Source organism: Pseudovibrio sp. M1P-2-3 (genome assembly GCF_031501865.1).
GTDB classification, from domain to species: Bacteria; Pseudomonadota; Alphaproteobacteria; order Rhizobiales; family Stappiaceae; genus Pseudovibrio; species Pseudovibrio corallicola.
Genome location: NZ_JARRCW010000001.1, coordinates 2,877,337 through 2,902,357 on the forward strand (window position 1 = coordinate 2,877,337; position 25,021 = coordinate 2,902,357).

19 protein-coding genes are annotated in these 25,021 nt (G+C 50.3%); 6 read left to right on the top strand and 13 right to left on the bottom strand.

What is annotated here, in order from left to right; translation table 11 throughout:
• Window positions 1–21: 21 nt before the first annotated feature.
• From P6574_RS12460 to P6574_RS12470, 3 genes are read left to right on the top strand one after another with little or no spacing between them, the layout of a single operon-like run.
• Window positions 22–1,392, top strand: coding sequence for a cbb3-type cytochrome c oxidase subunit I (locus P6574_RS12460; protein ID WP_310620603.1), 1,371 nt, complete (start codon window positions 22–24; stop codon window positions 1,390–1,392).
• Window positions 1,393–1,397: 5 nt separating this feature from the next.
• A complete protein-coding gene (locus P6574_RS12465; protein ID WP_310620604.1) occupies window positions 1,398–2,207 on the top strand; it encodes a CbbQ/NirQ/NorQ/GpvN family protein in 810 nt (269 codons plus the stop codon).
• A gap of 10 nt (window positions 2,208–2,217) precedes the next feature.
• Window positions 2,218–4,155, top strand: a complete 1,938-nt coding sequence (locus P6574_RS12470) for a nitric oxide reductase activation protein NorD (RefSeq protein ID WP_310620605.1) — start codon at window positions 2,218–2,220, stop codon at window positions 4,153–4,155.
• 82 nt (window positions 4,156–4,237) lie between these two features.
• Here P6574_RS12470 and P6574_RS12475 read toward each other — a convergent pair whose 3' ends face one another.
• On the bottom strand, window positions 4,238–5,062 hold the full coding sequence (locus P6574_RS12475) for a hypothetical protein (protein ID WP_310620606.1): 825 nt from the start codon (window positions 5,060–5,062) through the stop codon (window positions 4,238–4,240).
• A 199-nt stretch (window positions 5,063–5,261) separates the two neighbouring features.
• Between P6574_RS12475 and P6574_RS12480 the strand changes: the two genes are divergently transcribed.
• The 3 genes from P6574_RS12480 (at window position 5,262) to P6574_RS12490 (ending at window position 9,618) form a co-directional block, all read left to right on the top strand.
• Window positions 5,262–6,854, top strand: a complete 1,593-nt coding sequence (locus P6574_RS12480; RefSeq protein WP_310620607.1) for an arylsulfatase — start codon at window positions 5,262–5,264, stop codon at window positions 6,852–6,854.
• A gap of 45 nt (window positions 6,855–6,899) precedes the next feature.
• On the top strand, window positions 6,900–7,280 hold the full coding sequence (locus P6574_RS12485; RefSeq protein WP_310620608.1) for a DUF4345 domain-containing protein: 381 nt from the start codon (window positions 6,900–6,902) through the stop codon (window positions 7,278–7,280).
• A 652-nt stretch (window positions 7,281–7,932) separates the two neighbouring features.
• Window positions 7,933–9,618 carry a cache domain-containing protein gene (locus P6574_RS12490; protein ID WP_310620609.1) on the top strand — a complete coding sequence of 562 codons (1,686 nt, stop codon included), beginning with the start codon at window positions 7,933–7,935 and terminating at the stop codon, window positions 9,616–9,618.
• A 391-nt stretch (window positions 9,619–10,009) separates the two neighbouring features.
• On the opposite strand, the gene P6574_RS12495 is transcribed toward P6574_RS12490, so the two are convergent.
• The 12 genes from P6574_RS12495 to tssB form a co-directional block, all read right to left on the bottom strand.
• Entirely contained in the window at window positions 10,010–10,897 is an 888-nt protein-coding gene (locus P6574_RS12495; protein WP_310620610.1) for a type VI secretion system-associated protein TagO, read from the bottom strand.
• Window positions 10,898–10,899: 2 nt separating this feature from the next.
• On the bottom strand, window positions 10,900–12,483 hold the full coding sequence (locus P6574_RS12500; protein ID WP_310620611.1) for a sigma-54 interaction domain-containing protein: 1,584 nt from the start codon (window positions 12,481–12,483) through the stop codon (window positions 10,900–10,902).
• A gap of 8 nt (window positions 12,484–12,491) precedes the next feature.
• Complete coding sequence (tssH, locus tag P6574_RS12505; RefSeq protein ID WP_310620612.1) at window positions 12,492–15,203, bottom strand: type VI secretion system ATPase TssH; 2,712 nt, start codon at window positions 15,201–15,203, stop codon at window positions 12,492–12,494.
• Between the two features lie 15 nt (window positions 15,204–15,218).
• Window positions 15,219–16,040 (bottom strand): type IVB secretion system protein IcmH/DotU, encoded by an 822-nt coding sequence (gene icmH / locus P6574_RS12510; protein WP_310620613.1) that lies wholly within the window; start codon window positions 16,038–16,040, stop codon window positions 15,219–15,221.
• Window positions 16,040–17,389 (bottom strand): type VI secretion system baseplate subunit TssK, encoded by a 1,350-nt coding sequence (gene tssK, locus P6574_RS12515; RefSeq protein ID WP_310620614.1) that lies wholly within the window; start codon window positions 17,387–17,389, stop codon window positions 16,040–16,042. The genes icmH and tssK overlap by 1 nt, the downstream gene beginning before the upstream one ends.
• Window positions 17,390–17,411: 22 nt before the next feature.
• On the bottom strand, window positions 17,412–17,972 hold the full coding sequence (gene tssJ, locus P6574_RS12520) for a type VI secretion system lipoprotein TssJ (protein WP_310620615.1): 561 nt from the start codon (window positions 17,970–17,972) through the stop codon (window positions 17,412–17,414).
• A gap of 39 nt (window positions 17,973–18,011) precedes the next feature.
• On the bottom strand, window positions 18,012–19,520 hold the full coding sequence (tagH, locus tag P6574_RS12525) for a type VI secretion system-associated FHA domain protein TagH (RefSeq protein ID WP_310620616.1): 1,509 nt from the start codon (window positions 19,518–19,520) through the stop codon (window positions 18,012–18,014).
• Window positions 19,521–19,531: 11 nt separating this feature from the next.
• Window positions 19,532–20,560 (bottom strand): type VI secretion system baseplate subunit TssG, encoded by a 1,029-nt coding sequence (gene tssG / locus P6574_RS12530; RefSeq protein ID WP_310620617.1) that lies wholly within the window; start codon window positions 20,558–20,560, stop codon window positions 19,532–19,534.
• The gene (gene tssF, locus P6574_RS12535) at window positions 20,524–22,311 is read right to left on the bottom strand and encodes a type VI secretion system baseplate subunit TssF (RefSeq protein WP_310620618.1); all 1,788 of its coding nucleotides are present in this window, start codon (window positions 22,309–22,311) and stop codon (window positions 20,524–20,526) included. Before tssF ends, tssG begins: the two co-directional genes overlap by 37 nt.
• 24 nt (window positions 22,312–22,335) lie before the next feature.
• Complete coding sequence (gene tssE / locus P6574_RS12540) at window positions 22,336–22,794, bottom strand: type VI secretion system baseplate subunit TssE (protein WP_310620619.1); 459 nt, start codon at window positions 22,792–22,794, stop codon at window positions 22,336–22,338.
• Window positions 22,795–22,808: 14 nt separating this feature from the next.
• Window positions 22,809–24,302 (bottom strand): type VI secretion system contractile sheath large subunit, encoded by a 1,494-nt coding sequence (gene tssC, locus P6574_RS12545; RefSeq protein WP_310620620.1) that lies wholly within the window; start codon window positions 24,300–24,302, stop codon window positions 22,809–22,811.
• Window positions 24,303–24,395: 93 nt separating this feature from the next.
• On the bottom strand, window positions 24,396–24,893 hold the full coding sequence (gene tssB / locus P6574_RS12550; RefSeq protein WP_310620621.1) for a type VI secretion system contractile sheath small subunit: 498 nt from the start codon (window positions 24,891–24,893) through the stop codon (window positions 24,396–24,398).
• Window positions 24,894–25,021 lie beyond the last annotated feature (128 nt).

The window sequence follows — 25,021 nt, forward strand, 5'->3', positions numbered from 1 at the left end:
GAGGATCAGGGGGAACGAAAGATGAAATACCAAACACAAAAAGTGGCTCTGGCGTATTTTGCTTTTGCCATGGCATTATTTGCAATTCAGGTGCTGGGCGGCCTGCTCGCAGGGTGGGTTTACATTCAACCCAACTTCCTGTCGGAACTGCTCCCGTTCAACATCATCCGCATGCTGCACACAAACAGCTTGATCGTGTGGCTCATTACCGGCTTCTTTGGCGCAGCTTACTTCCTTGTTCCAGAGGAAGCAGAGCGTGAGTTGCACTCGCCCAAACTGGCTTATCTCCAGCTTGCTATTCTCATAGTGGGTACTTTGGGTGTGGTTGTGACCTATGTGTTCAACCCGTTCGAAGGCAACTGGCTGCTGGGCAAGGAAGGACGTGAGTTTCTTGAGCAACCCAAATGGGTCAAGATGGGCATTGTCGTTGCCGCTTTGATTTTCCTCTACAACATTACCATGACTGTTTTGAAGGGTCGCAAGACTACAATTACGAATATTCTTCTGATTGGTCTTTGGGGTCTGGCTCTGCTGTTCCTGTTCAGCTTCTACAACCCAAGCAACCTTGGGCTGGACAAGCTGTACTGGTGGTATGTTGTGCACCTTTGGGTGGAAGGCGTCTGGGAGCTTATCATGGCATCCATTCTGGCTTACCTGATGCTGAAGCTGACCGGTGTTGACCGCGAAGTCGTTGAAAAATGGCTCTATGTGATTGTAGCTACCGCTCTGTTCTCCGGCATTTTGGGCACAGGCCACCACTACTACTGGATCGGCGCACCCGGTTACTGGCAGTGGATCGGATCCATCTTCTCAGCCTTGGAAGTTGTCCCGTTCTTTGGAATGATGGCATTCGCTTTCGTGATGGTTTGGAAAGGCCGCCGCGATCATCCGAACAAGGCCGCTCTGCTTTGGTCTCTCGGCTGTGCCACCCTCGCCTTCTTTGGCGCTGGTGTCTGGGGCTTCCTGCACACGTTGCACGGCGTGAACTACTACACACACGGGACTCAAATCACCGCCGCTCATGGTCACCTGGCGTTCTATGGAGCATATGTTGCATTGAATTTGGCGATCTTCACATACGCAATGCCAATATTGCGTGGCAGGGATCCATACAACCAAGTGCTTAACATGGCGTCTTTCTGGCTCATGTCCGGCGGCATGGTGTTCATGACATTCGTGCTGACCTTTGCAGGAACCATTCAAACCCACATGCAGCGGGTTATGGGTGAGTACTACATGGAAGTCCAAAGTCAGATGGATCTGTTCTACTGGATGCGTTTTGGCGCAGGCTTTGTATTCGTCATCGGTGCGTTCTTGTTCATCTATTCCGTTGCCGTACCGCGCAAGGAAGTCATCCAAAGCAGCACAACAGCTGAAGTTCCAGCGGAGTAAACCCTATGGAAGCAACAACAATAACAAAACAAGGGGCGGCTGACGCCCCTTACTACCTCTCCCAATCGGACGAGTGTTCTGTTTTTGCCGCAGCCTATGACAACGGTCTTCCAGTGCTTCTCAAAGGCCCAACTGGCTGCGGCAAAACTCGCTTTGTGGCCCACATGGCTAAAAAGCTTGGCCGTAAACTCTACACCGTCGCCTGCCATGATGACCTGTCGGCGGCAGACCTTATCGGTCGTTACCTCTTGAAGGGTGGTGAAACCGTTTGGGTTGATGGCCCGTTAACCCGGGCTGTACGTGAAGGCGCCATTTGTTATCTGGATGAAGTGGTTGAGGCACGCAAAGACGTGACCGTCGTTCTGCACCCGCTTACGGATGATCGCCGCACCCTGCCAATTGACCGGACCGGCGAAGAGCTGGTGGCATCAAAAGATTTCATGCTGGTTGCCTCCTATAACCCCGGTTATCAGAATATTTTAAAGACACTCAAACCATCTACACGCCAGCGCTTTATCTCTCTTGAGTTCGACTTCCCTGCCCCTGAGCAAGAAGTGGATATTGTTGTTCAAGAGAGCGGGCTGGACAAAGCGACTGTAAAGTCTCTTGTCAGGCTAGCTGGTAAATTACGTGCCCTCAAAGGGCAGGATCTGGAAGAAGGCGTCTCTACCCGCTTGGTCGTTTATGCAGCGACACTGATTGCGCAAGGGATGAGCATTCCCCGCGCAATACAAGCCGCGATGATTGAACCTCTCACAGATGATGAGGATGTGAAACGCGGGCTCCAAGATCTTGTCGTGGTCGTTTTCGGGTGAGGCCTGACCAATGAGCAAGATCGACATAGAGCCATGGGAACCTGAAGAAACCGTCGGGAAACTATGGCATGCATTCGCAAGTCGCCTTGATGCACCTGAGGTGCATCACGGGGCCGCGGTCGACTTCAATGAAGTCGTCGGGCGGCTTGCAGTGCTATATCGGGGATTGGGAGGTAGCCACAGTGTGGAATTGCGCCCAGTCTCCGAAGAAGTCTCGGGACACAGGCTAAGCTTTCTGCGCCGTCTTGGCACAGAAAGTGAACTGACACCAAACGCAAGTTTCAATGGTGAAACCTTGCGTTTGCCCTCAAGCCTTGCCGTCTTTCCGAGCCGAGAAGCAAACTCCGCCCTTTATATCTGGCTGGCAGCCGCTGTTGCCCATGCCCCCCAATACTATGGTGATGAAGATCCGTTAAGGGCGGACCTGCGCGCATTACAAGTGGCCACTGTTATGGTGCGAGAAACCCTTAAAGGGGCACCTGGATTAAAGCAGAGTTACGCAGCGCTGTGTGATGGCTTGCTTCAGCAGCGCCCGCAACACTCTTTGCCCAAGGCTGAGGCGGCGGTTGACGCGCTCATCCGTCACATGCTGGGCGAACAGCTTGAGCTTGGTGAACTGGCCCTGTCTTACAAACACGCCATTGAAACAGAAAACTACTGTGATATCGCCGCGCCGCGCGGTTATAAACCTTATCGCCCTGTGGCACTTTGGCCAGTGCTGAGGCCTGTTGAATTTAACGAGGGGGAAGCCGTCGAAACGCGTGATACCGACGGGACGGCAGAAAGTGGCAGCGAGAAAATGCTGCGGGCCAAGCGGCATAAAACGGATCAGGCAGAGCGCAATGACAGCCTGATTTTGCACAAATTCGAAGCAATTCTGAGCTGGACCGAATTTCTAAATCTCAACCGCCGCGTTGATGACGATGATGAGGACAACGCGAAGAAGGCAGCGGATGATCACGATGAGATTGGTCTTGGACAAGTCTCCAAAGCTCCTGCAACCCGCCTAAAATTACATCTGGACCTTGCTCCTGAAGATGTGGACCGCGAGAGGTTGTCGGGCAAACTGCTTTATCCTGAGTGGGATGTTCGTACCGGTGTCTACTTGAAAGACCATGTATGCGCGCTCACAAGCCAAGCAGAGATCAAGGAAGAGAACGCCGACTTTACCAAGGACCCTCGCACTGCCCGCCGCATTCGAGCGGTAAAACGGCAGTTTGAAGCCTTGAGGCCCGCGCGTGTTATCACCCGCGGCCATCTGGAAGGCGATGAGCTTGATATGGATGCGACTGTTCGCTCCAGCGTTGAGCGCTATGCGACCGGTGAAGGGTCGGAGAGGATCTGGCTGCAATCACTTCCAGAAGCGCGCAATCTGGCGGTGTCAATTCTGCTGGATGTTTCACGCTCTACAGAAAGTGCAGTGGCCGACCGCACTGTAATTGACATTGAGCGCGAAGCCCTGACCGCTTTGTCGTGGGGACTGGATGCTTGCGGCGATGACTTTTCCATCACCGCTTTCTCCTCTCTCAAGCGCCACCGTGTTTATTTGCAAAACTGCAAGCGGTTTGGGGAGCCCATGTCAAAGCAGGTCGAGATGAAAATCGGTAGTTTGAGACCGGGGTTCTATACACGCTTGGGCGCTGCCATTCGACACAGCTCACAAGAGCTGGCAAGCCAAGCCAAAAAACGCCGCCTGATGCTTGTCATAACAGACGGCAAGCCGAACGACCTTGACCACTATGAGGGCCGACACGGCATTGAAGACACGCGCATGGCAGTGCTCGAGGCACGCAGACTTGGACAAGCTGTCTTCGGCATCACCATCGACAAATCCGCAAAGTCCTGGTTCCCGAGGCTTTTCGGACAGGGCGGCTTTGCCGTTATTCCTGAAGCGGACAAGCTGACACAGGCTCTACCTCAAATCTATCGTCAGCTGGTTGGTGGCTAATTAAAAAAACAAGAGGGGGCGTTAACCGGGTGCACACGGGCAGTGTTCCATCCGGTTAACGCCCCCTCTTATGCGATAGACTCTAGAAACGGTAGGCCACACTCACCATTGGACCATGCGTAATCGTGTCATAGATAAAGCGGTCTGACCCGCTCTTGTGGTTGTTATAATCCACGCTCAAAGCCTTATAACCCGCCATCATTTGCCAGTCCGAATTGATCTGGTATCCCAAATTACCTTGCAAATGCCATGCAATCTTGGAACCCACATCAAAGCCCCCGATATCTGCCTGCCCCTGAACGAATATTTGATCTGTCAGCCCGTATAACCCGCGCAGCCCCACAAAAGGATCGACCCAACGGCTATCAAGCCCGAAAGAGAAGTCACCAAAGCGCGTTCCGCTTACATCGAGTGAGAGATTTGTATCCCAATAGCGGGCTCCGGCAAGCACATCGAACGTGTATCGAGGTTCACTCAAAATTCGATAGAAAGCAAAACTCTCCCATATAGTTTGACCGGCGCTAAACCGAACTTTAGCATTGGGGAGGACATCCTCGTCAACCGTACCGACATTTAGATAGGCAAGGTCCGTTGCAACACCAAAACGGTGACGATAAAGCGCCTCTAACCGGAACAACACTCCAAAGCGGAGACTATTGAGTATATCGCTATGGCTGAAGTCAATGGACGTTTCGGGAAGTATCCCGACCGCCGCACTTCCGGTTATGGCAGGTGGCAAAAAATAGGGCTGGATGGTGAACTCCCAGTTCGCAAAAAACGATCGGGGTTCCAACTGGTCACTCGTATTTTTTGTATCTTCAAGGTCAGTGGCTTGTGCTGCGTGGGATAGCCCCCAAGCACCTGCATAACAAAGAACCAGAAATACCCTTAAGTTTTGACCGCTCATAGCTTGCACCGCCTAGATACCACCCTAGGCAATGAAGCACAGCGCCACCCTTTCGTCCCCTCCGAAATCCTAAAGGGGATTTTTTCAATCTGCTGCGGAAGTTACCCCAAAACATAACATTTAAGGGATCTGGCAAACATGATCTTGAAAGCACTCTTCTACACTCTGTGCAGCCTGTGACTATGAGTGGAGTGGAACAGTGATTGTGCGGCCTTTTCCTCTGGGGTTTAAACTATGTCTTTTCATAGCTGCATCCATTACCCTAATATTTTCTAGTAGTGCGCAGCAGAAGACCGCAGATAAACCCAACATTCTTGTCATCATGGCCGATGACGTCAGTTGGGACAATGTGGGCGTTTACAGTCAGGACCTTAAAAGCATCGAAACTCCCAATCTGGATCGTCTCGCCTCCGAGGGGATGCGCTTTACCGACTACTATGCCCAGCCCACTTGCACCGCCGGTCGTTCAGCCTTCATCACCGGTCAGCTGCCCATACGTACGGGGCTACACACCGTTGGCCTTCCCGGAGACCCGATCGGGCTGAGTGCAGAAGACCCGAGCCTTGCCCAGCTGCTAAAGAAGCTCGGTTATGCCACCGGTCAATTCGGGAAAAACCATCTTGGCGACCGCAATGAGTTCCTGCCAACCGTACACGGTTTTGATGAGTACTGGGGCTGGCTGTATCACCTCAACGCAATGGAATATGAAAGTGATCCAGACTGGCCTGACGAGCCCAAATTTAATGACGAATTTGCCCCCCGCCACCTGATTCACAGCTGGGCGCAGGAAGACGATGACCCGACAATTGATCCCAGATGGGGCAAGGTTGGTAAACAAAAAATTCAGGATGAGGGCCCCGCTCCACCAGAGCGGCAAAAAACGCTGGATGACGATGTAACCCGCTACACCATCGATTTCATGGAACGGTCGGTGAAAGAACAAAAGCCCTTTTTTGTCTGGATGGCCCCTGCCCGCGCCCATGTCTGGACCTACCTGAAAAAGGAATATGAAGACCAGCTTGGGAACGGGCTGGGCCTGCAAGACGTGATAATGAAAGAGCTGGATGACAATGTAGGCAAGGCGCTTGAGGCGCTGGACCGGCTTGGTATCTCACAAAATACCATTGTAATTTTCACCTCAGACAACGGACCGGAAACACTGACATGGCCCGACGGTGGCACCACCTTGTTTCACGGAGAAAAAGGAACAACATGGGAAGGTGGCTTCCGTGTGCCCGCAATTATTCGCTGGCCAGACAATGTTCCTGCCGGCCACGTGGAAAAGCAGATATTTGATGCCATGGATTGGATGCCGACACTTGTTGCGGCAGCTGGCGGCCCGCAAGACCTGCCGGCTAAACTAAAAGAGGGAATGGATGGCTATAAAGTCCATCTGGACGGGTATAACCAACTCGATTTGCTGAAGGGTACCGGCCCGTCAAAACGCAAGGAGGTTATTCTCTATGAGCGAACAGAATTGCAAGCAATACGCTATGGTGACTGGAAGGCACATTTTGTAATTCAACCTGAGGGGTGGTTTGGTCCTAAAGTCAAACTCAATGCGCCCATCCTTTACAATCTACGTAGAGACCCCTATGAGAAGGTGGCAGTTGAATCCGGGATGTATATAAAGTGGCTGGGAAAGAAAATGTGGGCGTTTGGCCCCGTTCAACGTCTGGTGCAATACCATCTTGAAACGCTGGAAGAATTTCCTCCGAGAGAACCAAAAAGCGGGGCCAATTCGGGGAAAAACAAGGCGCAACAACTGCTTGAAAATGTATTTTCACAGTAAGCGAGCGCTCGCGCTCCAATACTCAATAGAAAGGGACAGGCCTTCATGGATATTAGAAGTGTTTACCTGATAGTTATTGCTGTCGCGCTGTTTCCCATTGCACTTTCATATGGCGCAGCCCCTCATGTCAGTTTGTCCTTCCTATTTGGCATTGAAGGCATAACCCTCAATGAAGTTCACATATTTAGAGCGGTGATGGGCCTTTATCTAGCCACATTGATTTTCTGGATTTGCGGGGCATTCATAGCATCAATTCGCACAGCTGCCCTGTGGAGTCTGGTGGTATTTATGCTGGGCCTTGCAGCTGGACGCTTGTTTAGCCTAATGATGGACGGGGGCCCGAGCCAACTATTGATAATCTACCTTGTTCTAGAAATCATCTGCGCCGTGCTGGGACTTGCCTTACTAGCGAAGAAGGCACCGTAAACAGGCACTATCCATGCAGCTCGCAATTTCAATTTATATTTACATTCAGAGTTTTAGAGTAAAATATTTTCACGCTTAATTACTCATTTTAAACCGTAAGATACAAGTTACAAAACGCCAGCAACCACACAGCATACTAATAGTAAAATGGAGTTCTAATTACCTTCCGGTTTCTACGAGAAGCAACCACAGATCATCAATAGTTTAATCACCTCCCAGAGGTTATAAAGTCAAGGTTTCATCAGCAACTAGCTGTCTACAGCTGCAAAAACTGCCACATACAGTTGAGCTATTTTGTTATCCACTCTTTATATACACAACCAAAGCGTAATATTGTAAATTCAGATACTTTAGGTAAAGCAATCAAACACCTAATAATAGAAAAGTAATTTGTTTAACGATTTGAAAAATATGATTATTTTCATAATATAAGAGAATACTTATAAAACTCATTTTTTTGTAGGTCTTAATCTAACGAAAAACATACTTTTGAGAACATTCTAGGTAGAATAATATTTCAGATTGTTCTTTGTGTTTTCTTTTCAAGCCTTCTGAGATTTAACTCAAAACCGGTTCACATTAATTTCTATTAATATTTTCATAATCAGGAAAAGAATAGGTTGCCAAAAATAGATACATTCAGGGGCAACTTATGCTTAGATTTCAACCCAAAACACTGCGCAGCAGAATATGGATTGCCATTGCCATACTTTTTCTCTGTTTCATTGCAGGAACAGTGTTTCAATCCTATGTTCTTTATCAAAGTTTACTTGAGGCTAAACGTCATGAATTGAAAGCGGTTGTATCTTCTGCCCGCTCCATCACACAAGGTTACTACAGACAATTTGAAAATGGCACTCTAACAGAGGAACAAGCGCAACAAAGAGCCGCAGAATCACTCAAAAGCCTCCGGTATGACGGGAATGAATATGTTTTCATTTTCGGCTTCGATTATCGGGGAGTTATGCACCCGCTGAATGATGCGCTCTTGGGCCGAGATCTGTCCGGCGCCAAAGACGCTGATGGCAAGGAGTATGTGCGTGAGACTATCGACTTAGGCCGTTATAAAGGACAAGGCTTCATTGAGTATAATTATATAGATGAAAATAAAGAGGCCAACGACAAAATCAGTTATGTTGTCAGCTTTCCCGAGTGGAAGTGGGTTATCGGCTCCGGTGTCTATAAATATAAACTCTTTGATAACCTGAAAGAATCTCTATCCAAACCCGTTCTGATATTGGGTCCTCTAGTGCTCTTTGCACTATTTATCGGGCTTCTCATGGGGCGCCGGGTCGCCACAGCGGTAGACTGGCTTTGCTCCAGCCTTTTGAGTGTTGCAAGCGGGCGTCTGCAATTTGATGACCAGTTCAAGAAGGATACTGGAGAATTAGGGGATGTTCACCGTGCCCTGCACCAGTTCAGAGAGCAAAATGCGGAACATAAAAAGATGGAGGAGAACGTTCGCAGGAACTTTGATGCGAACGTGAAGCGCGAAAAACAGGTTATGAGCGCTATCGGGCAATTCCGGCAGGACTATCAAGAGGCAATGAACTCTCTGGGAGAATTGGCTCAGGATATGAAAAATGCGGCCCATGCATTCCGAGGCTTTGCACAAACATCCGAGCAAAGTGCCAATATGGCGTTTTCAGGAGCTGAAGAGGCTTCCTCCCAAGTGCAAAGTGTTGCGTCAGCTTCGGAAGAATTGACTGCTTCCATTCAGGAAATTCGGCATCAGGTTGACCGGACAGTTTCTTTCGTTGACACGACAAAGGCCAGCGCTGAAGGCTGCCGTGAGGATGCGCTTGTTCTTCAGGGGTTAAACACGGACATTTCTGAATTTTTGGAAGAGATCAAAGGCATATCCAATAAAACCAAACTTCTTGCTCTGAATGCCACAATAGAAGCGGCGCGGGCTGGTGAACAAGGTGCAGGATTTGCCGTCGTGGCTATGGAAGTAAAAGGGCTTGCAGAGCAAACTGAAAAGGCCGCTGACGAGCTGGAAGCCCATGTGACCTCTGCATCTTCCAGAACGCAGAACAATGTTGCCTCCCTTAACCAGATCAGTCAGAACGTGGAGCAGGTTGTAGAATTTATGACGGCCATCAGCGGCTCCATAGAACAGCAGCAAGCTTCAACACAGGAAATCAGCCGGAGTTCACAAGCATCCGCCCAAGGCACAGAAGCGGCGCATGAGAGCTTCTCCAACGTCGCCTCCTCTGCCGGAGAGACCCGCAAGAAAGCTGAGGATCTGCGCAAGAGTGCCGATCAAATAACTGACAGCATCAATGCGCTGGTAAGCTGCACGGATAGTTTCCTCGATAAAGTACAGGGGCAATAACACCACCCATTAGAGAACGTCGCGTTCATCGACATTCACGCCTCGTGCTCTAATGCCATTTTGTTTTATGTGAAACCTTGAGATGTTTGTTTCCTCTCGCAGGCGAACGTGGTCCCCGGATCAAGTCCGGGGCGACACTCTAGAATCTCTACAAGGTTATACTGGCCCCCGAGCCGGTATCCATAAATGACCCTATAGGTCCCTGTTCATACTGCTTGGTATAAGTGCTCTCTCTTGAGGAAATTTCTGTCGTTTGATTGGTTTCCCTCAAATGGAACGCACTTTATGAAGTGAAGGGGTCGCCCTTCACTTCAAATTGGGAAAAACAAGTTTATTCCAATCAGCCCAAAGCCGTTCCGGCGCTCAAAATTCTCGGCAGCCCTGTTTTGAACTACCAATGACAAGAGGCCCGGAGCGGTTTTATTTCTCGCGAGAGTTTTGAGATTGAAAAGAGGTAGCTTTTTAGCTTGCCCTCATTGCGCAGGTCAATTTGCACCCGGTTGCTGGCAAACCAGCGGCTAATCTGCTTAATGCTCCCCAGCCCTCGAGGAGCCAGAATAACTTTCCCGTTTTCAGTCGTTCGCCAAACTTCCTGATCTGTCCGCTTGGAGTTCAAACGAATGTTCACCGACACGCGCCGCAGATCCACAGGATCATCCAGAATCACGGCGGCTGTTGTAATATCTTCTTCGCAAGAAATCATCAAAGTGGCGAGAGCTGCGGACCTTTCAACATCAGAAGGGGGAAGCTCGCGGGTTGTGAGATAAACATTGGGTTTGAGCGAAGGGTTAAACGTCAATTGGCTCTTTTCACCGTTCAATGCCGCTGTCTTTTCCGGACTGGCGTCCCTATTTGTTTGTATGGACGTCTGTTTCGCCTGCTTTTTCAAAGTAGTGATATAGTCTTGCAGCTCAGCTTTCGTCAAAAGGTCTGTGCTCGTCCCATAACGATAGCGCACAACCCAGTCGCCTTCATCGGGAAGCCGGAGGTCTTCCACCTCATTCGCCAGCACTTCCAACCGGCCCGGTTCCAAGGCTTTCGCAGGCGTGTTGGAGGTCTGTTCGGTTTCCTTGGAGATTACAGTAAGGCCAGTTCCGAGAAGCTCATCAAAACAAGACAGCCGGTCCACACGGTCTGCTTCCAAGCGGCAACTTTCCAGTAGGTCGCTATCAACTTCGATAAGTGTTGTCTTCGCTCCTGCGGTCTCAAAGGGCAACACGGTTGCCGTACAAACGGATAGGATCAGCGATGACCTGATGAACACTTTGAAAAAAGACATATCTAAAATCCCTGATCTTTAATCTTAAATTGGCTGAGCTTATTGGAGAGCGTGCGTTGTGGCAGGTTGAGGTACTGCGCCATTTCGCGGCGGTTGCCCGCATATTTATTGTAGGCGAACAGCAAGATACCCCGTTCAAATTGGCTTACACTCTCCTTCAAGCCTCTTTCGGTAAGATGCCCGTCCATAGGCTGCAATGTCTCCTCCTCCGACTTAGCTGCAGTGCTCTTTTTTGCGCTGACAGGTTGAGGAACCATGGAAGCTTTGAGAAAGGCCTTTGAAATCACAGGCTCATGCCCCGCCAGAAACGAGGCGTTGATAATGCAATTTTGTAGCTCTCTGATATTTCCAGAAAATTCTTGCTCATCGAGGAAAAGATAGGCTTCATCTGAAAGATGCTTGGGCTGCTCGCCGTTTCTTGACGCCACTTCTTTCAAGAAATACTCGGCAAGGTAACCGATATCCCCCGTTCTCTCCCGCAGTGGCGGCAGATGAATCCTAAGCTGGGATATTCTGTGAAACAGATCAGCACGAAAGCGCCCCTCGTTTATTTCAAGGGCTAAATCGCGGTGGGTTGCCGTCACTAGCCTAAAGTTAACGGGCTTGGGGTGATCGCTCCCCAAAGGTCGGACAGACTTCTCCTGTAACACCCGCAGCAGCTTCACCTGCAGGTCTATGCGCATATCCCCGATTTCATCCAGAAACAGCGTCCCTCCTTCCGCCCGATGCAGCAAACCTTCCTTATTCTGGTCCGCGCCGGTAAAAGCCCCTTTGGTATACCCAAACAGTTCACTTTCAATCAGGTGCTCAGGAAGGGCTGATATATTTTCCGCAATGAACGGACCACTGGAATATTCTGAGAGGTGGTGGAGAGACTTTGCTGCCAGTTCCTTACCCGTTCCGGTTTCGCCCGTAATCAAGGTGGCATAAGAGCTCGGTGCAAACTGAGCCAGTTTGCTGCGCACCTCCCTTATCTGAGCGGAGGCTCCAACCATCCTGTCGGAGAGCATCGCCTCCAAGCGATTTTCTTCTTTTTGCTTTAATAAAGGGCCATCCTTTTTAAGCTGTACCTGCTTTTCAAAGGACGAAACCAGCGGTTTTAGCTGAAAGTAAGCTTCGCTCAGCTGACTTAAACATGAGTATTCATGCTCAAGGTCTGACTGTTTTAAAGGCTCGCCAATGAGGAAAAAATAGTACTTCCCATTGGTCTTTCCTTTGGCCGCCTCAATATCAACTCGGTGGGCGCGAAAGTGCCCTCTTTCCGCAAAAAGAACCTGCTTTAAGTCTCCATTTGGCAAACGGGCGCTTGGAAGCTCTATGTAACTTGGCCTTGTTCTTAAAACCTCCAGGCAGCTGTACTTTATAGAGCGAAATCCGATGCGAAGATCGGGGAGCTTTTGCAGGGAAAAGCCCCCTTCACTCAATAACGGAATGATAGAGCGTCCGGTTACATCAGGTGTGTAAACCACCAGCGCCTTGCCACGGGCAAGGGCGCAGGTACCAGACGCAAAACTGGCATCTAGCTGAGCAGCGCTTTGACAGTGTGACAAAGCCAATAGGTGGTTTACAAGAGCGCACTCAGACATGAGACCCCTTAGACCAAAGCCACTTCCGGGCTGGAGCTGTTTTCCTCTTCTTCAAGAACCTTGGCGGCAAACGTGAAGCTGTTCACACCGTCCCCTTCATAATCCACGCAGATTTCCGACAGGTGCGCCCCCTTATGACCTGCCTCCAGAATCTCGATGGAAATTGACGGAAGAAGCTTTTGCTGGATCACTTGATCCACCAGCCGCGCCCCATTCGCAGCAACGCCGCACATTTTCTGAATGCTCTCAATAGCTTCGCTTGTGACATCCAGTGTGATGTTTTGGTTTTCTCTCAGCAGCTCAATCAATCCGGCAATACGCATATGGACAATGCTCGCCATAATTTCATCGGAGAGCGGCAGGTAAACAATGGGCTCCATGCGCGCCAGCAAAGCGGGTTTGAAATGCTGCGCAAACAGAGGATTTAGAGAGCGGGCCATAGTTTCGGCGCTTGGTATCTTTCCCTCTTCTGCGGTTGCAAACCAGTTTTCAATCTGGTCAGAGCCAAGATTACTGGTCAGGAAGAACACAATATTACGGCAATCAATGATGCGCCCTTCGCCGTCGGCCAGTTCTCCCTTATCAAAAGCCTGATAGAACAGGTTGAGCACGTTGGGATCGGCTTTTTCAACTTCATCCAGAAGAACAACGGAGTAAGGCTGTTTGCGGATGGCTTCCGTCAGGACGCCGCCTTCTCCATAGCCAACATAGCCGGGGGGAGACCCAATCAGGCGCGATAGGGTATGCCGCTCCTGATACTCGGACATATTGATTGTGGTTATAAACTGCTCCCCGCCGAACAAACGGCGCGCAATTTCCAGAGCGGTTTCCGTTTTACCCACACCAGAGGGACCAGCAAGCAGGAAGACGCCCAGCGGCTGGCCTTTTTTATGAAGGTCCAGTCTGGAAGCTTGCAAGCGAGACTCAATTTTATCAAGGGCGTGATCCTGCCCCTTGATAGTCTGCTTCATTGTCTCAGCCAAGGTCAGCAGTCTGTGATAATCATCCTCCACCATTGAGGTAACCGGAATGCCGGTCCAGTCACCGATAATGGCCGCAATCTCAGCCGGTCCCACCTCAACTGAAACCAGAGAGCTTTCCGTTTGGCTTTTTTCCAGCTGTCCACGCAGCTCCACAAGTTTACTTTGGCTGTCTGTGAGGTCCTGTGAATACGCCTCATCGGAGTCCAGGAGTTCCATCAAAATATTGCGCTCATCCCGATAGGCCTGAACCAACTCCACCTGTGCGTTAAACTCGCCTTCCAGCTCGTCCGCACGTTCCCCGATCACGTCAAGACGGGTCTTTATGGCTCCCAAGCGCTCCTGCTGCGCCTCATCCAAACGAACAGCCAACGCATCGCGCTTCAGGCCATCCCGCTCCCGAATAAGGGTCGCCTCTTCCTGTCGCAGCTCTTCAAGCAGCACAGGTTGCGTTGCATCCCCTGCCCTGACCCTTGCACATGCGGTATCAAGAACATCAATCGCTTTATCAGGAAGCTGGCGTCCGGTTATATAGCGAGCAGAGAGTTTGACTGCGGCGCTGATCGCTTCTTCACTAATGTAAATGCCGTGGCTCTTCTCATAGGCCTGCTTCAGGCCACGCAAGATCACAATCGCCTGCTCAACGGTTGGCTCATCCAGTTTGATAAGCTGGAACCGGCGGGTGAGTGCCGGATCTTTTTCAAAGTGCAGCTTGTATTCGGACCATGTTGTGGCAGCAATGGTTCTCAGTTCACCTCTGGCAAGTGCGGGTTTGAGCAGGTTGGCCGCATCCGAGCCACCCTTGTCCCCACCTGCACCAATCAGGGTATGCGCTTCATCAATGAATAGAATGATCGGCTTCGGGCTGGACTTCACTTCTTCAATGACGGCCTTCAGGCGTTTTTCGAATTCTCCTTTGAGAGATGCCCCTGCCTGTAACGCCCCTACATCAAGCCCCCACAGCTCCACGTCGGCCAGCGAAGGAGGGATATCACCTTCAACAATCTTTAAAGCGATACCTTCAGCCAAAGCGGTTTTACCAACACCCGCCTCCCCCACGCACATGGGGTTGTTTTTACGGCGGCGGCAGAGGATTTCGATAATCTGACGGATTTCCTGATCACGGCAGAAGATGGGGTCAATTTCCCCCTGCCGAGCCAGCTCGGTAAAGTTGGTTCCAAACTTGGAAAGAGCGCTCTCATGTTCAGCCGCATGCGCGGCACCGATCTGCTGCTCAAGGCCCGCATGCGAGGGCTGGACTGTTTCAATCGAACCAGCAGTCAGATCATCAAACTTGCGCAGAACAAAGTCAGTGGGAAGATCTTTCAGGTTATTATAGTAGTCAAAAGGTGCATACCGACCAAGGTCACTTAGCAGGGCAACCAGTATGGCACCTGAGCGAATTTTGGCTTGCCCTAGTTCAACAGAGGTGATCAACCACGCATCTTGCAGGATGTCCTGAAGAACCGGAGAAAATGTTGGTGCTCGATCGCTTTCCGTACGGCGGAACCGGAGAAACGTTGCTTTCACTGCCCCAATGAATTTTTCAGGATCAATGTCCTGAGTTTTCATAATAAGCCGGAAATCTGTTTCGTGCTGCTCAACAAGCCCGATAAGCAGATGTTCAATGGTAACTTCCCGGTTCGAATTGGTCACGCAAAGGCTTGCCGCATCTTCAATGGCCTTGGTGCAGCAAAGGTTCAAACGGGAAATAAGTGATTTAATATCTAGTCGTGTCATGTTGCCCTCAAAACGTCAAAGAATAGCCTGCAGCTGCTCTATGACGTCCCCAGTGTAATTATTTATTGAAATGAGAAAGCCAAGGTAGGTCAGGACGCAAAGCACCGAGAATATTATCCAGACCCACGAAACGGGTGTTTGCCTACGAATATAATGGGCTTTGTCGATGATTTTGTCGGCAAAGCCCATGATCTCTTCGGGGCTGTCACCGCGTTCGCGCTGAATAACCGCATGCACTTCCTGAAGAATATCCTCCAGCTGTGTGCGTCCGTTATGCATCACACGGTATTTGCCCTCAAACCCGAGACACAAAACCAAATAAAGGAACTCTAGAAGATCAATGTAGCGTTCGGGATCGCGCATCAAACGGCTCAGCACGATAAAGAACTTCTCACCGCCCCATGTTTCGCTATGGAACAGGGCCAGCAGGCTGCGCTCGGACCAGTCGCTTTCCTGCCCCCACTTGGAGCACATCACCGCTTCGTCAATTGCAGAGCACAGGCAGTACCGGTGTGCCAGAATTGTTGCCCGGTCATATCCTTGTCGGTGCAGCTCCAACTCAAGAGATTCAATTTCGGTCTTCACATCCTTATGAAGATGATCAATCTGCGAAAAGCTTGAGACATCGGGAATGCGGATCATCAGCGCAATGAGAGACTGGCTTGCATCCACCAGCGGGTTCAGACTGTTCCCGCGAATGGGAAAACTGATTGGCTGCGTATAAACAGGAGAAACATCCTTCATTTTCTGAGGAGTTTCACCTTTCGGCAGGGCTTCTTGATTTGAAGCCTCAACCATATTTTCTTCGGCTGCAAAAACGCCTGCGACTTCAGCCATCAGCTTGCCCTCTCGTTTCGAATGGCCCAGAACTGCATATCTAAATCAGGGAAATCTCCAGCAATGTGGAATGCAAACCCGCTGGCATCGCGCACATATTTCCAGCCAGCGGAATTGCTATCCAGCTGGAAGTAGGTATAGCCCGCGTGATACGGCAGGTGGCGCGGCGGCGAAGACAGCCGCTGCAACACCACACCTGGCAAATGGAGCTGGATCAACTCACGAATGCGTTCAATGGAGGAAACCTTAGTTTGAGACGGGAAGTCTCTTGCCAACTTATCCAGTGGAACACTGGCTTTTACTGCCACAATAAAGACCGCCGTATCCAGTAGGCTTCTGTCGTTCAGCGGTGATGTAATCACCCCATACTTTTGGCGGGTTAGAGGCAGGGCAATTGCACTCGCCTCGAATATGGCCGTCAAGGATTGGCGTAGTGACCCGATAACCGGCTCAAAACAAACCTGCGGCTCTTCCTGATGGAAGGCGGGCCATGCAGCTGGCATACGCTGCTCATGGGTAAACGTCGCCAGTTCTCCAGCTGCGCCCGCAAACACACGGTACAGCTCTTTGGGATGAACGCCTTTAATGGTGGCAAAATGGCGAAATTCGGGCCACAGACGATTAACCGTTTGCAGCATCAAGAAATCTGTTACTTCGGAAACGCCGCCCTGACCGGGTGCTCCCAGACGGTCAGCAATTTGCCGGGCCCTTTGCTTGAGCAGGCCGACAAAGTCATCCAGCTGCCTTTGTAACCTCGGCATTGCCTCCAGCGTTGTAGCCATTGGCAGGAAGTCCTCATCCAGAACAACAGTTCCGTCAGAACGCTTTTCCCGAATGCGGGCAATCGGCAAACAGGTATACGAAGAGCGATCTTCATGCTCCAACAGCAGTTTGACTTTATGCTGCGCCACATCAATATGAAACGCTTCAGTATCCGCCCCGGCAATATCCCTCACCTCTTGGGAAATAAAGCGCATACGGGTCGCATCACTTGCACTCAGCGGGTCATTGATCTCAGGGATCCCGTTGGAGCGCAGCGGCAAGGCCAGATAGACCCGCTCATTCACCACGTTCCTGTCTGCCACATCCAGCGCATCGGGCGGCGGTGTCTCGCCGGGGACGTCAAACACTGTCCCATCAGGAAACGTCCCGCTGGCATGGTTAAGCATAACCTTGCCGTGCAGGAGGTTCTCCAGATTGATTTCCAATCTGGACAGACCCGTTTGGTACGGGTCGATAGTTTCAATACGGGTGCGCACCAGATGTTCTAGATAGCGTTGCTGCTGCTGAAAGTGGTGCGGCTTTAAAAACAGCCCATCCCGCCACACTACATGATTGCGTAATGACATTCTTGTTGTCGTCCTGCTAAAATTACCGATGCAAATTCGTGATGATTTTCTTGTCACCCAGAACTACGAGAAGCTTGTAAAGCTCTCCCTTTGACTTCACCTGCTCCACAGCTCGCCAGTCGATTTGGTCATAATTGATGTAACCACCGGCAACCGCTATAAACTTGGTATTTTTATTCAGCTCCACTTCATCAATTGTTTTGGAATTTCCCGGCTCAACCTGCACTTCACTGAGATCAATAAACGTAGATCGGAGTGCCTTCTTTGGAGATTCCGTCACCACGTCAAATTCCGATTGAAAGAACTTGCCATCATCCGAAAGCTGGAAGACCCACACATCAATGGGAACATGTTCCCCCGCATCATTGCGGTTTGCCCCCGGTTCGGAGAAAACCGTAATATCAATCAAACTGGGCTGGTCTTTGGGTTCTCCAACGGCAATGCCCGGATCGGCGATAACCTTGGCAACTTTCTTAGGTATTTTGGCTGCGTCACAAGCACCCAGAAACAGTAGGGCCATGAGCGCAAGGACCCCACCCTGTCTTGTTCCAAGTAAATGCAATAGTCTACGAATTCTCATCATAATTAATTTTCGTTCTGTCCGCCTGCCTGCCCTGAACCATTAAATTTCTTCTGCAATGGAACGCGCGCGCAGCTCCCTGTCATAGACCTGACGGAACACCTCCTCGAACATGCGCATCAACCCCTTTTGACGGCCGGATTTCATTTCGCTGTAATAGTGCTGATACATTTGCCAGTGCCATGCATCGGTGTTTCCACCCCGTGGTGCGTGCCCTTTGTAGCGGGCAAACCGTCTGGCCAGATGTTTGGGAGCCAGAGCTTCCAGCACCGTGTCCAGCGCTTCATCTATGGCGATCTGGCTTGCTTCTTCATGAAGACGTATTTGCGTCAGGCTTTCTTCAATTGCAGCTGATGGGCTGAGGTAAACAGGGCTTTGCTCCAAGAATAAGTCCCGCATAACTTCTTCCGGCCGCTCGCCCAGACGAATGGGGTTATCTTCAACCGGGTGCAGCTGGGTAGAGTGGGCGGAAGCTCTTTTTTCCGCCTGCATGGCATTCAGTTTCATCAAGCCTTCCACCGCAGTTTTAATTGCAGCGCCGGTTTCCCGTGCAATACGGTTCGTCTCCGGCAAAGAGAGGTCGGCAATGGGCAGGCCCATCGCAGAAAAGAGCGGGCGAAGGACCACATGATCCACCATCTGGGTATCGCCTTCAGCACCTGCCAAGGTTCCGTGCCACTCTTCCTGCTCTCTCAAATGCGGCACTTGTGCTTGTGGCACACCGCCAGCCGACAGCTGCTCCAGATAAGCATCCATTTCACTGTCAATGGTTTGCCCAGCTGGTGAGTGTTCTCTTGAAATGTGTTCCAGCTTTGGGGCAGAGATAAACTGCTGCTGCGCTTCGGGGTCATCCAGTCCAGCGCTTTCACGCTCATTGGACGGGGTCAGTTCGAGGTCTTCAAGCAGCTCATGCTCTTGATCTTTACTGGTCACTGTCTGCTCCGATGCAAAAAGGGAGTTGATATCTAAAACCTGCGGCGCGCTCTTTTCAGCTTCGCTATCCAGATGCCCCAATGGATCTGAATTATCTTCGCTCGCATTTTTCTTTTTTTGAAAATAGCTTCCATCGGTCAGCTCACTGGCCGACCCATCAGCAAGTATGGCTTCGGCGCTTATGCGGTCTTGATCCTGCTTGCTGGAAAGGCTTCCGGGAATAAGCGTTTCAATAGAAGCAAACCGCCCGGCCCACTGCTCCCGCTGATAGATGCTGGGTTTCTTGTCTTCATCTGAAAATGCCACGTATGCGGAGATTTCAAAGTTGCCAAGAACCCAAATGTCCCCATCGGATATTCCAAACTGCTTGCCTTTGGGCAAAGGCCGGTTGGAACCATTGACGAAAACACCTTTTTTAGAAAGCGGTTCAGCGCAAAACACGTTATCGCGCGCAAAAATTCGCACATGATGCGGATCAACGGATTGCTCGCGGTCCAGAAGCTGCCAATCACTTTCCTTCGAAGAGCCTATATGCCCCCCTGAAGCTTCAAAGGCGCAGGTTGCGGTCACGCCGCTTTCCAGATTGACTGTATTATTGACAATAAGAATTAGCCTCATTATCGCCCCTCCTACAAACGCGCCGTTATAAGCACATCACGGGCCTCTGCCTCGCTGCCTCCCAGAAATGAAGACCAGCCCAAACGGCTTTCACAGTCCTTATTCAAGGTAACTGGAATGGCCTCACCTTCTGCTAACCCCAGCTTGATGTCATAGGCGTGCTGATCGCGCAGCATGAAATCTATGAGGTCTCTCAATGGCTTATAATCCCGCCCATGAGGAAGAAAATCCTTGAAGCGATTGAACTTCAGGTTCTTCAGGTAGATATTGAATTTGCTGGAAATGTCCGGTACGCGCTCTCCGGCAATGGCATTTTCTCCCAGCACCATATTGCTTTGACCCAAGCTTGAGCGCTGATCCTCCGGGATATCCACCTTGCGCTGGACCCACTCTTCAACCTCCACGCTTTGATGGAAGAAAGCATGGGCAACAACGCTCACAATTACGCTAGGCGAGCGGTTTCTTGAAGCTAGGGCATCCGCATGGGTAAGCATCCGCTCCCAATTGATTGCGGAGGAATTGCGAGCGTCTTCATCTCCCATCCCGAAAATGGCAAACATCTGGTGGGAAAAACGGTCCTGAGCCTCTGGCTTATACTGAATGTAATAGCGGTACTTGCGCATCACGCGATGCAGCAAACCAAGAACCCGATTATGAAAGAAGTCAAAAAAGCCCTTAATCAACGACCCCTTTTGATCGTATTGGGCAATGACCTCCTGATAATAGGAGGGTAAGGGAGAGCTGGTGCCATGCAGGCCCAAGAAGCCCACTTCAATCAGCAGCGGCAGTGCCTCTTTGAGCTCGTCCTCGCTCGCGAGGAAGGGCTGCGCGGAAAAAACGTCGGAAATCGGAAAGCCCAGACCGTGATTTACGGCAAACAGAACCTTCTCCTCCTCTGGCAGGAGATGAGTTCCAACTTCCCGCCCGTCGTCATGCTGACGCTGCAAGTGTTCGACGGCCTGAAAAAATGACCAATCGCGGGCGTCCTCTTGAATTTTCTCCCTTAGATAAGGGGCTGTCGTCCGATTTTGGCTGGCCATTTATATACTTCATTGTTTTCAACGCCTTCCATGATGAGTTCATGAAAAGAGTTGACGCTGGAATATAGAGAGAAAAATTCAGCTAGAACGCTGGCAAAAACATACATGTCGCCTTCACTCTGGAAAGCTTCTTCCGACATGGTCATGCGTGATGTTAAGCCGCGCACCGCTTGCCCACGAAACAGCTTATCGACGGGCTTGGTATCAATGGACACAATACCCTTCATCCGCTGCTTGCTGACCCGCTCCGCCTGCCTGTCAGATCGCGCCTGAAAATCGTAGGCAGAGATAACCGTCTCCAAGGCTTCTTTACTGAGCAAGGACACGTAGTTCAGCGAAAGATTGGAAATCAAAGACCAGTAAAGGCTTCCATCAAGAGGTGGAAACACCGGCTGGGTTGGTTGCAACAGGTTTTCAAACTTCACATAGGAAGGCGTTTCTTCCGTTGGAATGCAAATATCTCCTGTTGCCAGTTCCTGCGCATGATGGCCGTTAAAACAAAGAAGCTCAGCAGAAAGCACTTCGTGTTCAGGTATCGCAGGCTGGCTGTCATGGCGTACAAAGGAAACCAAATGTTCCATGCCGCGTCCGCGCAAGGCTTCACGCAGGCGCAAGCGATAATAAATCTGCATCATTCCATCGGCCCGCTCCACTTCATGGTGAAAGGACTCGAAGGTTGGATATTCGCGCAAGTGAGAACGGGTATGCAGGTCTTCCACTGCCCGCCAGCTCACCACATTAGTAATGGAGAAAATATCTATTGAATTTTTCGGATCGCCTGAGGGCCGAATAGGGTACCTCAATTTGCGGTGGTCCACATTCATAGGCTCCGCATCATACTGGAAAAGGTTGACGGCGGGCACACAATAAAGCCGGATACTATCCGGACGAACTTTCACACTGGGCGGAAGCGGCCTTTCAAATTCAAATAGTAGGGTAAATTCAATTCCAGAACCCGACTGAAAATAAGAGCTTAACCCCTTCAGGTCGAAGCACTGGAATTTGTGAGGGAACACAAAGTACTCTTGAAGCAAGCGGTACCCCTCATAGGAGGCGTTGCCATTGGGAAGAATTGATTCATCCGCTCCAAACCCTCCGGGGCTGAGCTGGCGAAGCGGTACGTCATACTTACGCTGTATTTCGCCTTGTTCTCCGTCACCTTGTATAACCAGTGTGAGTTTCTTCAGGTATCGGCCAATCCAAAGATATAGCAGCTGCGCAGATACCGGATCACCGCACATCCACAGCCGTAAATCCTTCAGGCCGATCTTACTGGTCGGCAGGCCCGAAAGCGTTTGGAACTTCACCGCCAAGTCCGTCGACTGGCGCGTCCTTTCCAGATGCTGCTCTACAATCTCAAGCGGATAAACGTCTGTATCTGCTGTTGTACGGAACGGACAAATGACATCGTCAACCGCCCTTGAGAGGATCTTGCTTTTCGCCGGAACCACATGACGCTCCGTGAACGCCTTTTCAACTGGTGAAAGCTTCATCAAGGTGGTTGCCGGAAACGGGCGCAGAAAGTTCGGCATCAATAGGTTGATGACCGAGTGCGTCAGCTCCGGCAGCTCATCATCAAGCTTTTCCCGCAGCTTCGACGTTAAAAAGGCAAACCCTTCTAGAAGCCGCTCAACATCCGGATCTGTTGAACGCTCCGAAAGGTATCTGGAAAGCTTCGGGTTATTTTGTGCAAAGAAGCGGCCACTTTCCCGAAGATAGGCCAGCTCATCTTGAAAATAACGTGCTTTCACTAATCAAACTCGCATAAAACCGCATTAATAAACTTTTGAGACGCGCCCATCCGTCATCAAAATATCGATGACACACTGCTCTTTTTGATTTCCCACAGGGACAGCTGTCTGGATTTTGAACAGCAAGCTCAATGGCCTATCAGGATCAGGAACAAACTCGATTGATCTGACAGTCACTCTTGGCTCGTACTCTTCAATGCACTTACGAATTGACATGGAGATATGCTGAGACAAGTCTCCCGTACTCGCATTCGCAACATTAAGATCATCCAAACCCAGCTCGGGAGCAGCTAGCGCTGCCCCCGCTCTGGCATTCAAGATCTTCTTCAGGTGACGCTTGATGGACTGAATTTTGGCATTCATTCCATCCCGGTCGGTGGGAAGAGGAGCATCTTCTTCATCGGCAATCAGCCGTTCAAAAAGAGTTCCCCTAGCAGCCCTTAAGCCGCTATCCCAAACCTGTGTCTCATCCCGTTTTGACATTGCTAAAGCTGTGATCAATCATCCGTATCAAGCTTGCCAACCAATGACAGCTCGAAGTTGGCGCCCATGTACTTGAAGTGCGGACGTACCTTCAGGGAAACCTGATACCAGCCCGGATCCCCCTCTACACTGGACACTGTCACTTGTGCGGCACGCAGTGGGCGACGGGAGCGAACATCGGCAGGTGGATTTTCCTGATCAGCAACATACTGCTTCAGCCACGTGTTCAGCTCGCGTTCCAGATCCTCTTTCTCCTTCCAAGAGCCAATCTGTTCGCGCTGCAGAACTTTGATGTAGTGCGCCAGACGGTTCACAATCATCATGTAAGGCAGCTGAGTTCCAAGCTTGTAGTTGGTCTCGGCTTCCTTGCCTTCCTTGGTGTTCTGGAAAAGCTTTGGCTTCTGCGCAGAGTTTGCAGAGAAAAACGCAGCATTGTCAGAGCCCTTGCGCATGGTCAGGGAAATAAACCCTTCCTCGGCAAGTTCATATTCACGTCGGTCTGTGACCAGAATTTCAGTCGGGATTTTCTCTTCGAGCTGACCAAAGGCTTCATAGACATGAACTGGCAGATCGTAGACTGCACCACCAGACTGAGGACCGATGATGTTCGGACACCAACGGTACTTGGCAAAGCTTTCTGTCAAGCGCGTTGCCATCAAGAAGGATGTATTCCCCCAAAGGTAGCTGTCGTGATTTTCCGTCACATTCTCATTATAGACAAATGACTTAATCGGATTTTCTTCTTCATCATAGGGTGTACGAAGCAAGAAGCGCGGGCAAGTCAGCCCCACATAACGTGAATCTTCACTTTGCCTGAACCCCATCCACTTGCGGAAGCGCGGGCCTTCATAAATGGAAAACAGATCTTTTTGAGCAGGCAAATCAACGAAGTCATCTACGTCAAACATTTTCGGAGAAGCAGCCGCGATAAACGGAGCGTGTGCCATCGCACCAACCGAAGCCACGAATTGCATGAGTTTTACATCACGCGCACTAGGGCCGAAGTCGTAATTGGCAATCATGGCACCAACAGGCTCACCACCAAACTGACCGTAACCGGAGGCATAAACGTGCTTATACAAGCCCGCCTGCACCACTTCAGGGCTTGTCTCAAAGTCCTCCAACAGTTTTTCTTTTGAAATTGGGAGAAGGTCAATTTTGATATTCTCGCGAAAATCAGTGCGATCAACCAACAGCTTCAGACCGCGCCAAGCGGACTCCATTTCCTGAAAACCTGGGTCATGCAGAATCTGATCAAGCTGAGTAGAGACCTTCTGATCCAGTTCCGCGATCATCCGGTCCACAAGCACACGGTTAACACGCTGGTCAGTTTGCTTATTAGCAATAATATCTGCAATAAACGCTTCCACACCACGCTTGGCAATGGAATAGCTTTCCGCATCATCGGGACGAATGCGGGTTTCTTCCATGATTTGATCGAGAAGAGAGAGAGTTTTAGTAACGCCTTCGCCAGAAACTTCGGCGGAGGAATTTGCTGTTTCTTCCATCAGTTATATACCTAAATGAACTAAAGAATTGGTAAGGTTAATCAAAGCGGTACGTATAAATCGCAACCACTCAGAAGGCTGAAAGAAAGAAGACTATTCCTTGCTCTCTAACGCATCTATCTCTGAAAGAAGCTTGTTACGCGCTTCCTCGTCCTGCAAAATAGCCTCAAGACGCTTTCTGAATGCCGGAATGTTCCCAAGCGGCCCCTTCAAGGCGACAAGGGCCTCACGCAGCTCGATCAGCTTATTTAATTCAGGAACCTGTTTAACAATCGCATCAGGCTCAAAGTCACTCAAAGATGAAAACTTTAGCTTACTCACCAAGCGAGCATCTTCGTCATCTGACAAGGTATTTTGAACGTTAACTTCTTTTTCCAGTCCCGCTTCCTGCATCACCGAGCCAAAGGTGTTTTTGTCAACGGAAAGCATGTCACGCTCTTCCAGCGGAGCTTCTTCATCACGCCCCAGATAGTCGCCAAGCATCACCAAACGAAGAGGCAGCTCTACTTCTTCCTGCTGATCTCCTGTAGCGGGAACATAGCGTATATTAATTCTTTCCTTTGGAGCGACTGATCCATCTTTACCCGACATCGCTGTAACCTTTTCCAATCAAGAGAAGTTTCAAAAACACAATTCGAAATGCTCACACAAACCCACAACTTTTAATTGTAGATAAATATATGAGTGATTCTTTAGTGCATCTTTTGAACATTCATAGA

What these genes read in the sequence shown, in the direction of transcription:
- tssH (WP_310620612.1), bottom strand. Translation starts at nt 15,203, where the DNA reads ATGACACGACTAGATATTAAATCACTTATTTCCCGTTTGAACCTTTGC.
- tssG (WP_310620617.1), bottom strand. Translation starts at nt 20,560, where the DNA reads ATGGCCAGCCAAAATCGGACGACAGCCCCTTATCTAAGGGAGAAAATT.
- tssJ (WP_310620615.1), bottom strand. Translation starts at nt 17,972, where the DNA reads ATGATGAGAATTCGTAGACTATTGCATTTACTTGGAACAAGACAGGGT.
- tssB (WP_310620621.1), bottom strand. Translation starts at nt 24,893, where the DNA reads ATGTCGGGTAAAGATGGATCAGTCGCTCCAAAGGAAAGAATTAATATA.
- P6574_RS12500 (WP_310620611.1), bottom strand. Translation starts at nt 12,483, where the DNA reads ATGTCTGAGTGCGCTCTTGTAAACCACCTATTGGCTTTGTCACACTGT.
- tssE (WP_310620619.1), bottom strand. Translation starts at nt 22,794, where the DNA reads ATGTCAAAACGGGATGAGACACAGGTTTGGGATAGCGGCTTAAGGGCT.
- tssK (WP_310620614.1), bottom strand. Translation starts at nt 17,389, where the DNA reads ATGTCATTACGCAATCATGTAGTGTGGCGGGATGGGCTGTTTTTAAAG.
- P6574_RS12475 (WP_310620606.1), bottom strand. Translation starts at nt 5,062, where the DNA reads ATGAGCGGTCAAAACTTAAGGGTATTTCTGGTTCTTTGTTATGCAGGT.
- P6574_RS12485 (WP_310620608.1), top strand. Translation starts at nt 6,900, where the DNA reads ATGGATATTAGAAGTGTTTACCTGATAGTTATTGCTGTCGCGCTGTTT.
- P6574_RS12470 (WP_310620605.1), top strand. Translation starts at nt 2,218, where the DNA reads ATGAGCAAGATCGACATAGAGCCATGGGAACCTGAAGAAACCGTCGGG.
- P6574_RS12490 (WP_310620609.1), top strand. Translation starts at nt 7,933, where the DNA reads ATGCTTAGATTTCAACCCAAAACACTGCGCAGCAGAATATGGATTGCC.
- P6574_RS12460 (WP_310620603.1), top strand. Translation starts at nt 22, where the DNA reads ATGAAATACCAAACACAAAAAGTGGCTCTGGCGTATTTTGCTTTTGCC.
- tssC (WP_310620620.1), bottom strand. Translation starts at nt 24,302, where the DNA reads ATGGAAGAAACAGCAAATTCCTCCGCCGAAGTTTCTGGCGAAGGCGTT.
- tagH (WP_310620616.1), bottom strand. Translation starts at nt 19,520, where the DNA reads ATGAGGCTAATTCTTATTGTCAATAATACAGTCAATCTGGAAAGCGGC.
- P6574_RS12465 (WP_310620604.1), top strand. Translation starts at nt 1,398, where the DNA reads ATGGAAGCAACAACAATAACAAAACAAGGGGCGGCTGACGCCCCTTAC.
- P6574_RS12495 (WP_310620610.1), bottom strand. Translation starts at nt 10,897, where the DNA reads ATGTCTTTTTTCAAAGTGTTCATCAGGTCATCGCTGATCCTATCCGTT.
- icmH (WP_310620613.1), bottom strand. Translation starts at nt 16,040, where the DNA reads ATGGCTGAAGTCGCAGGCGTTTTTGCAGCCGAAGAAAATATGGTTGAG.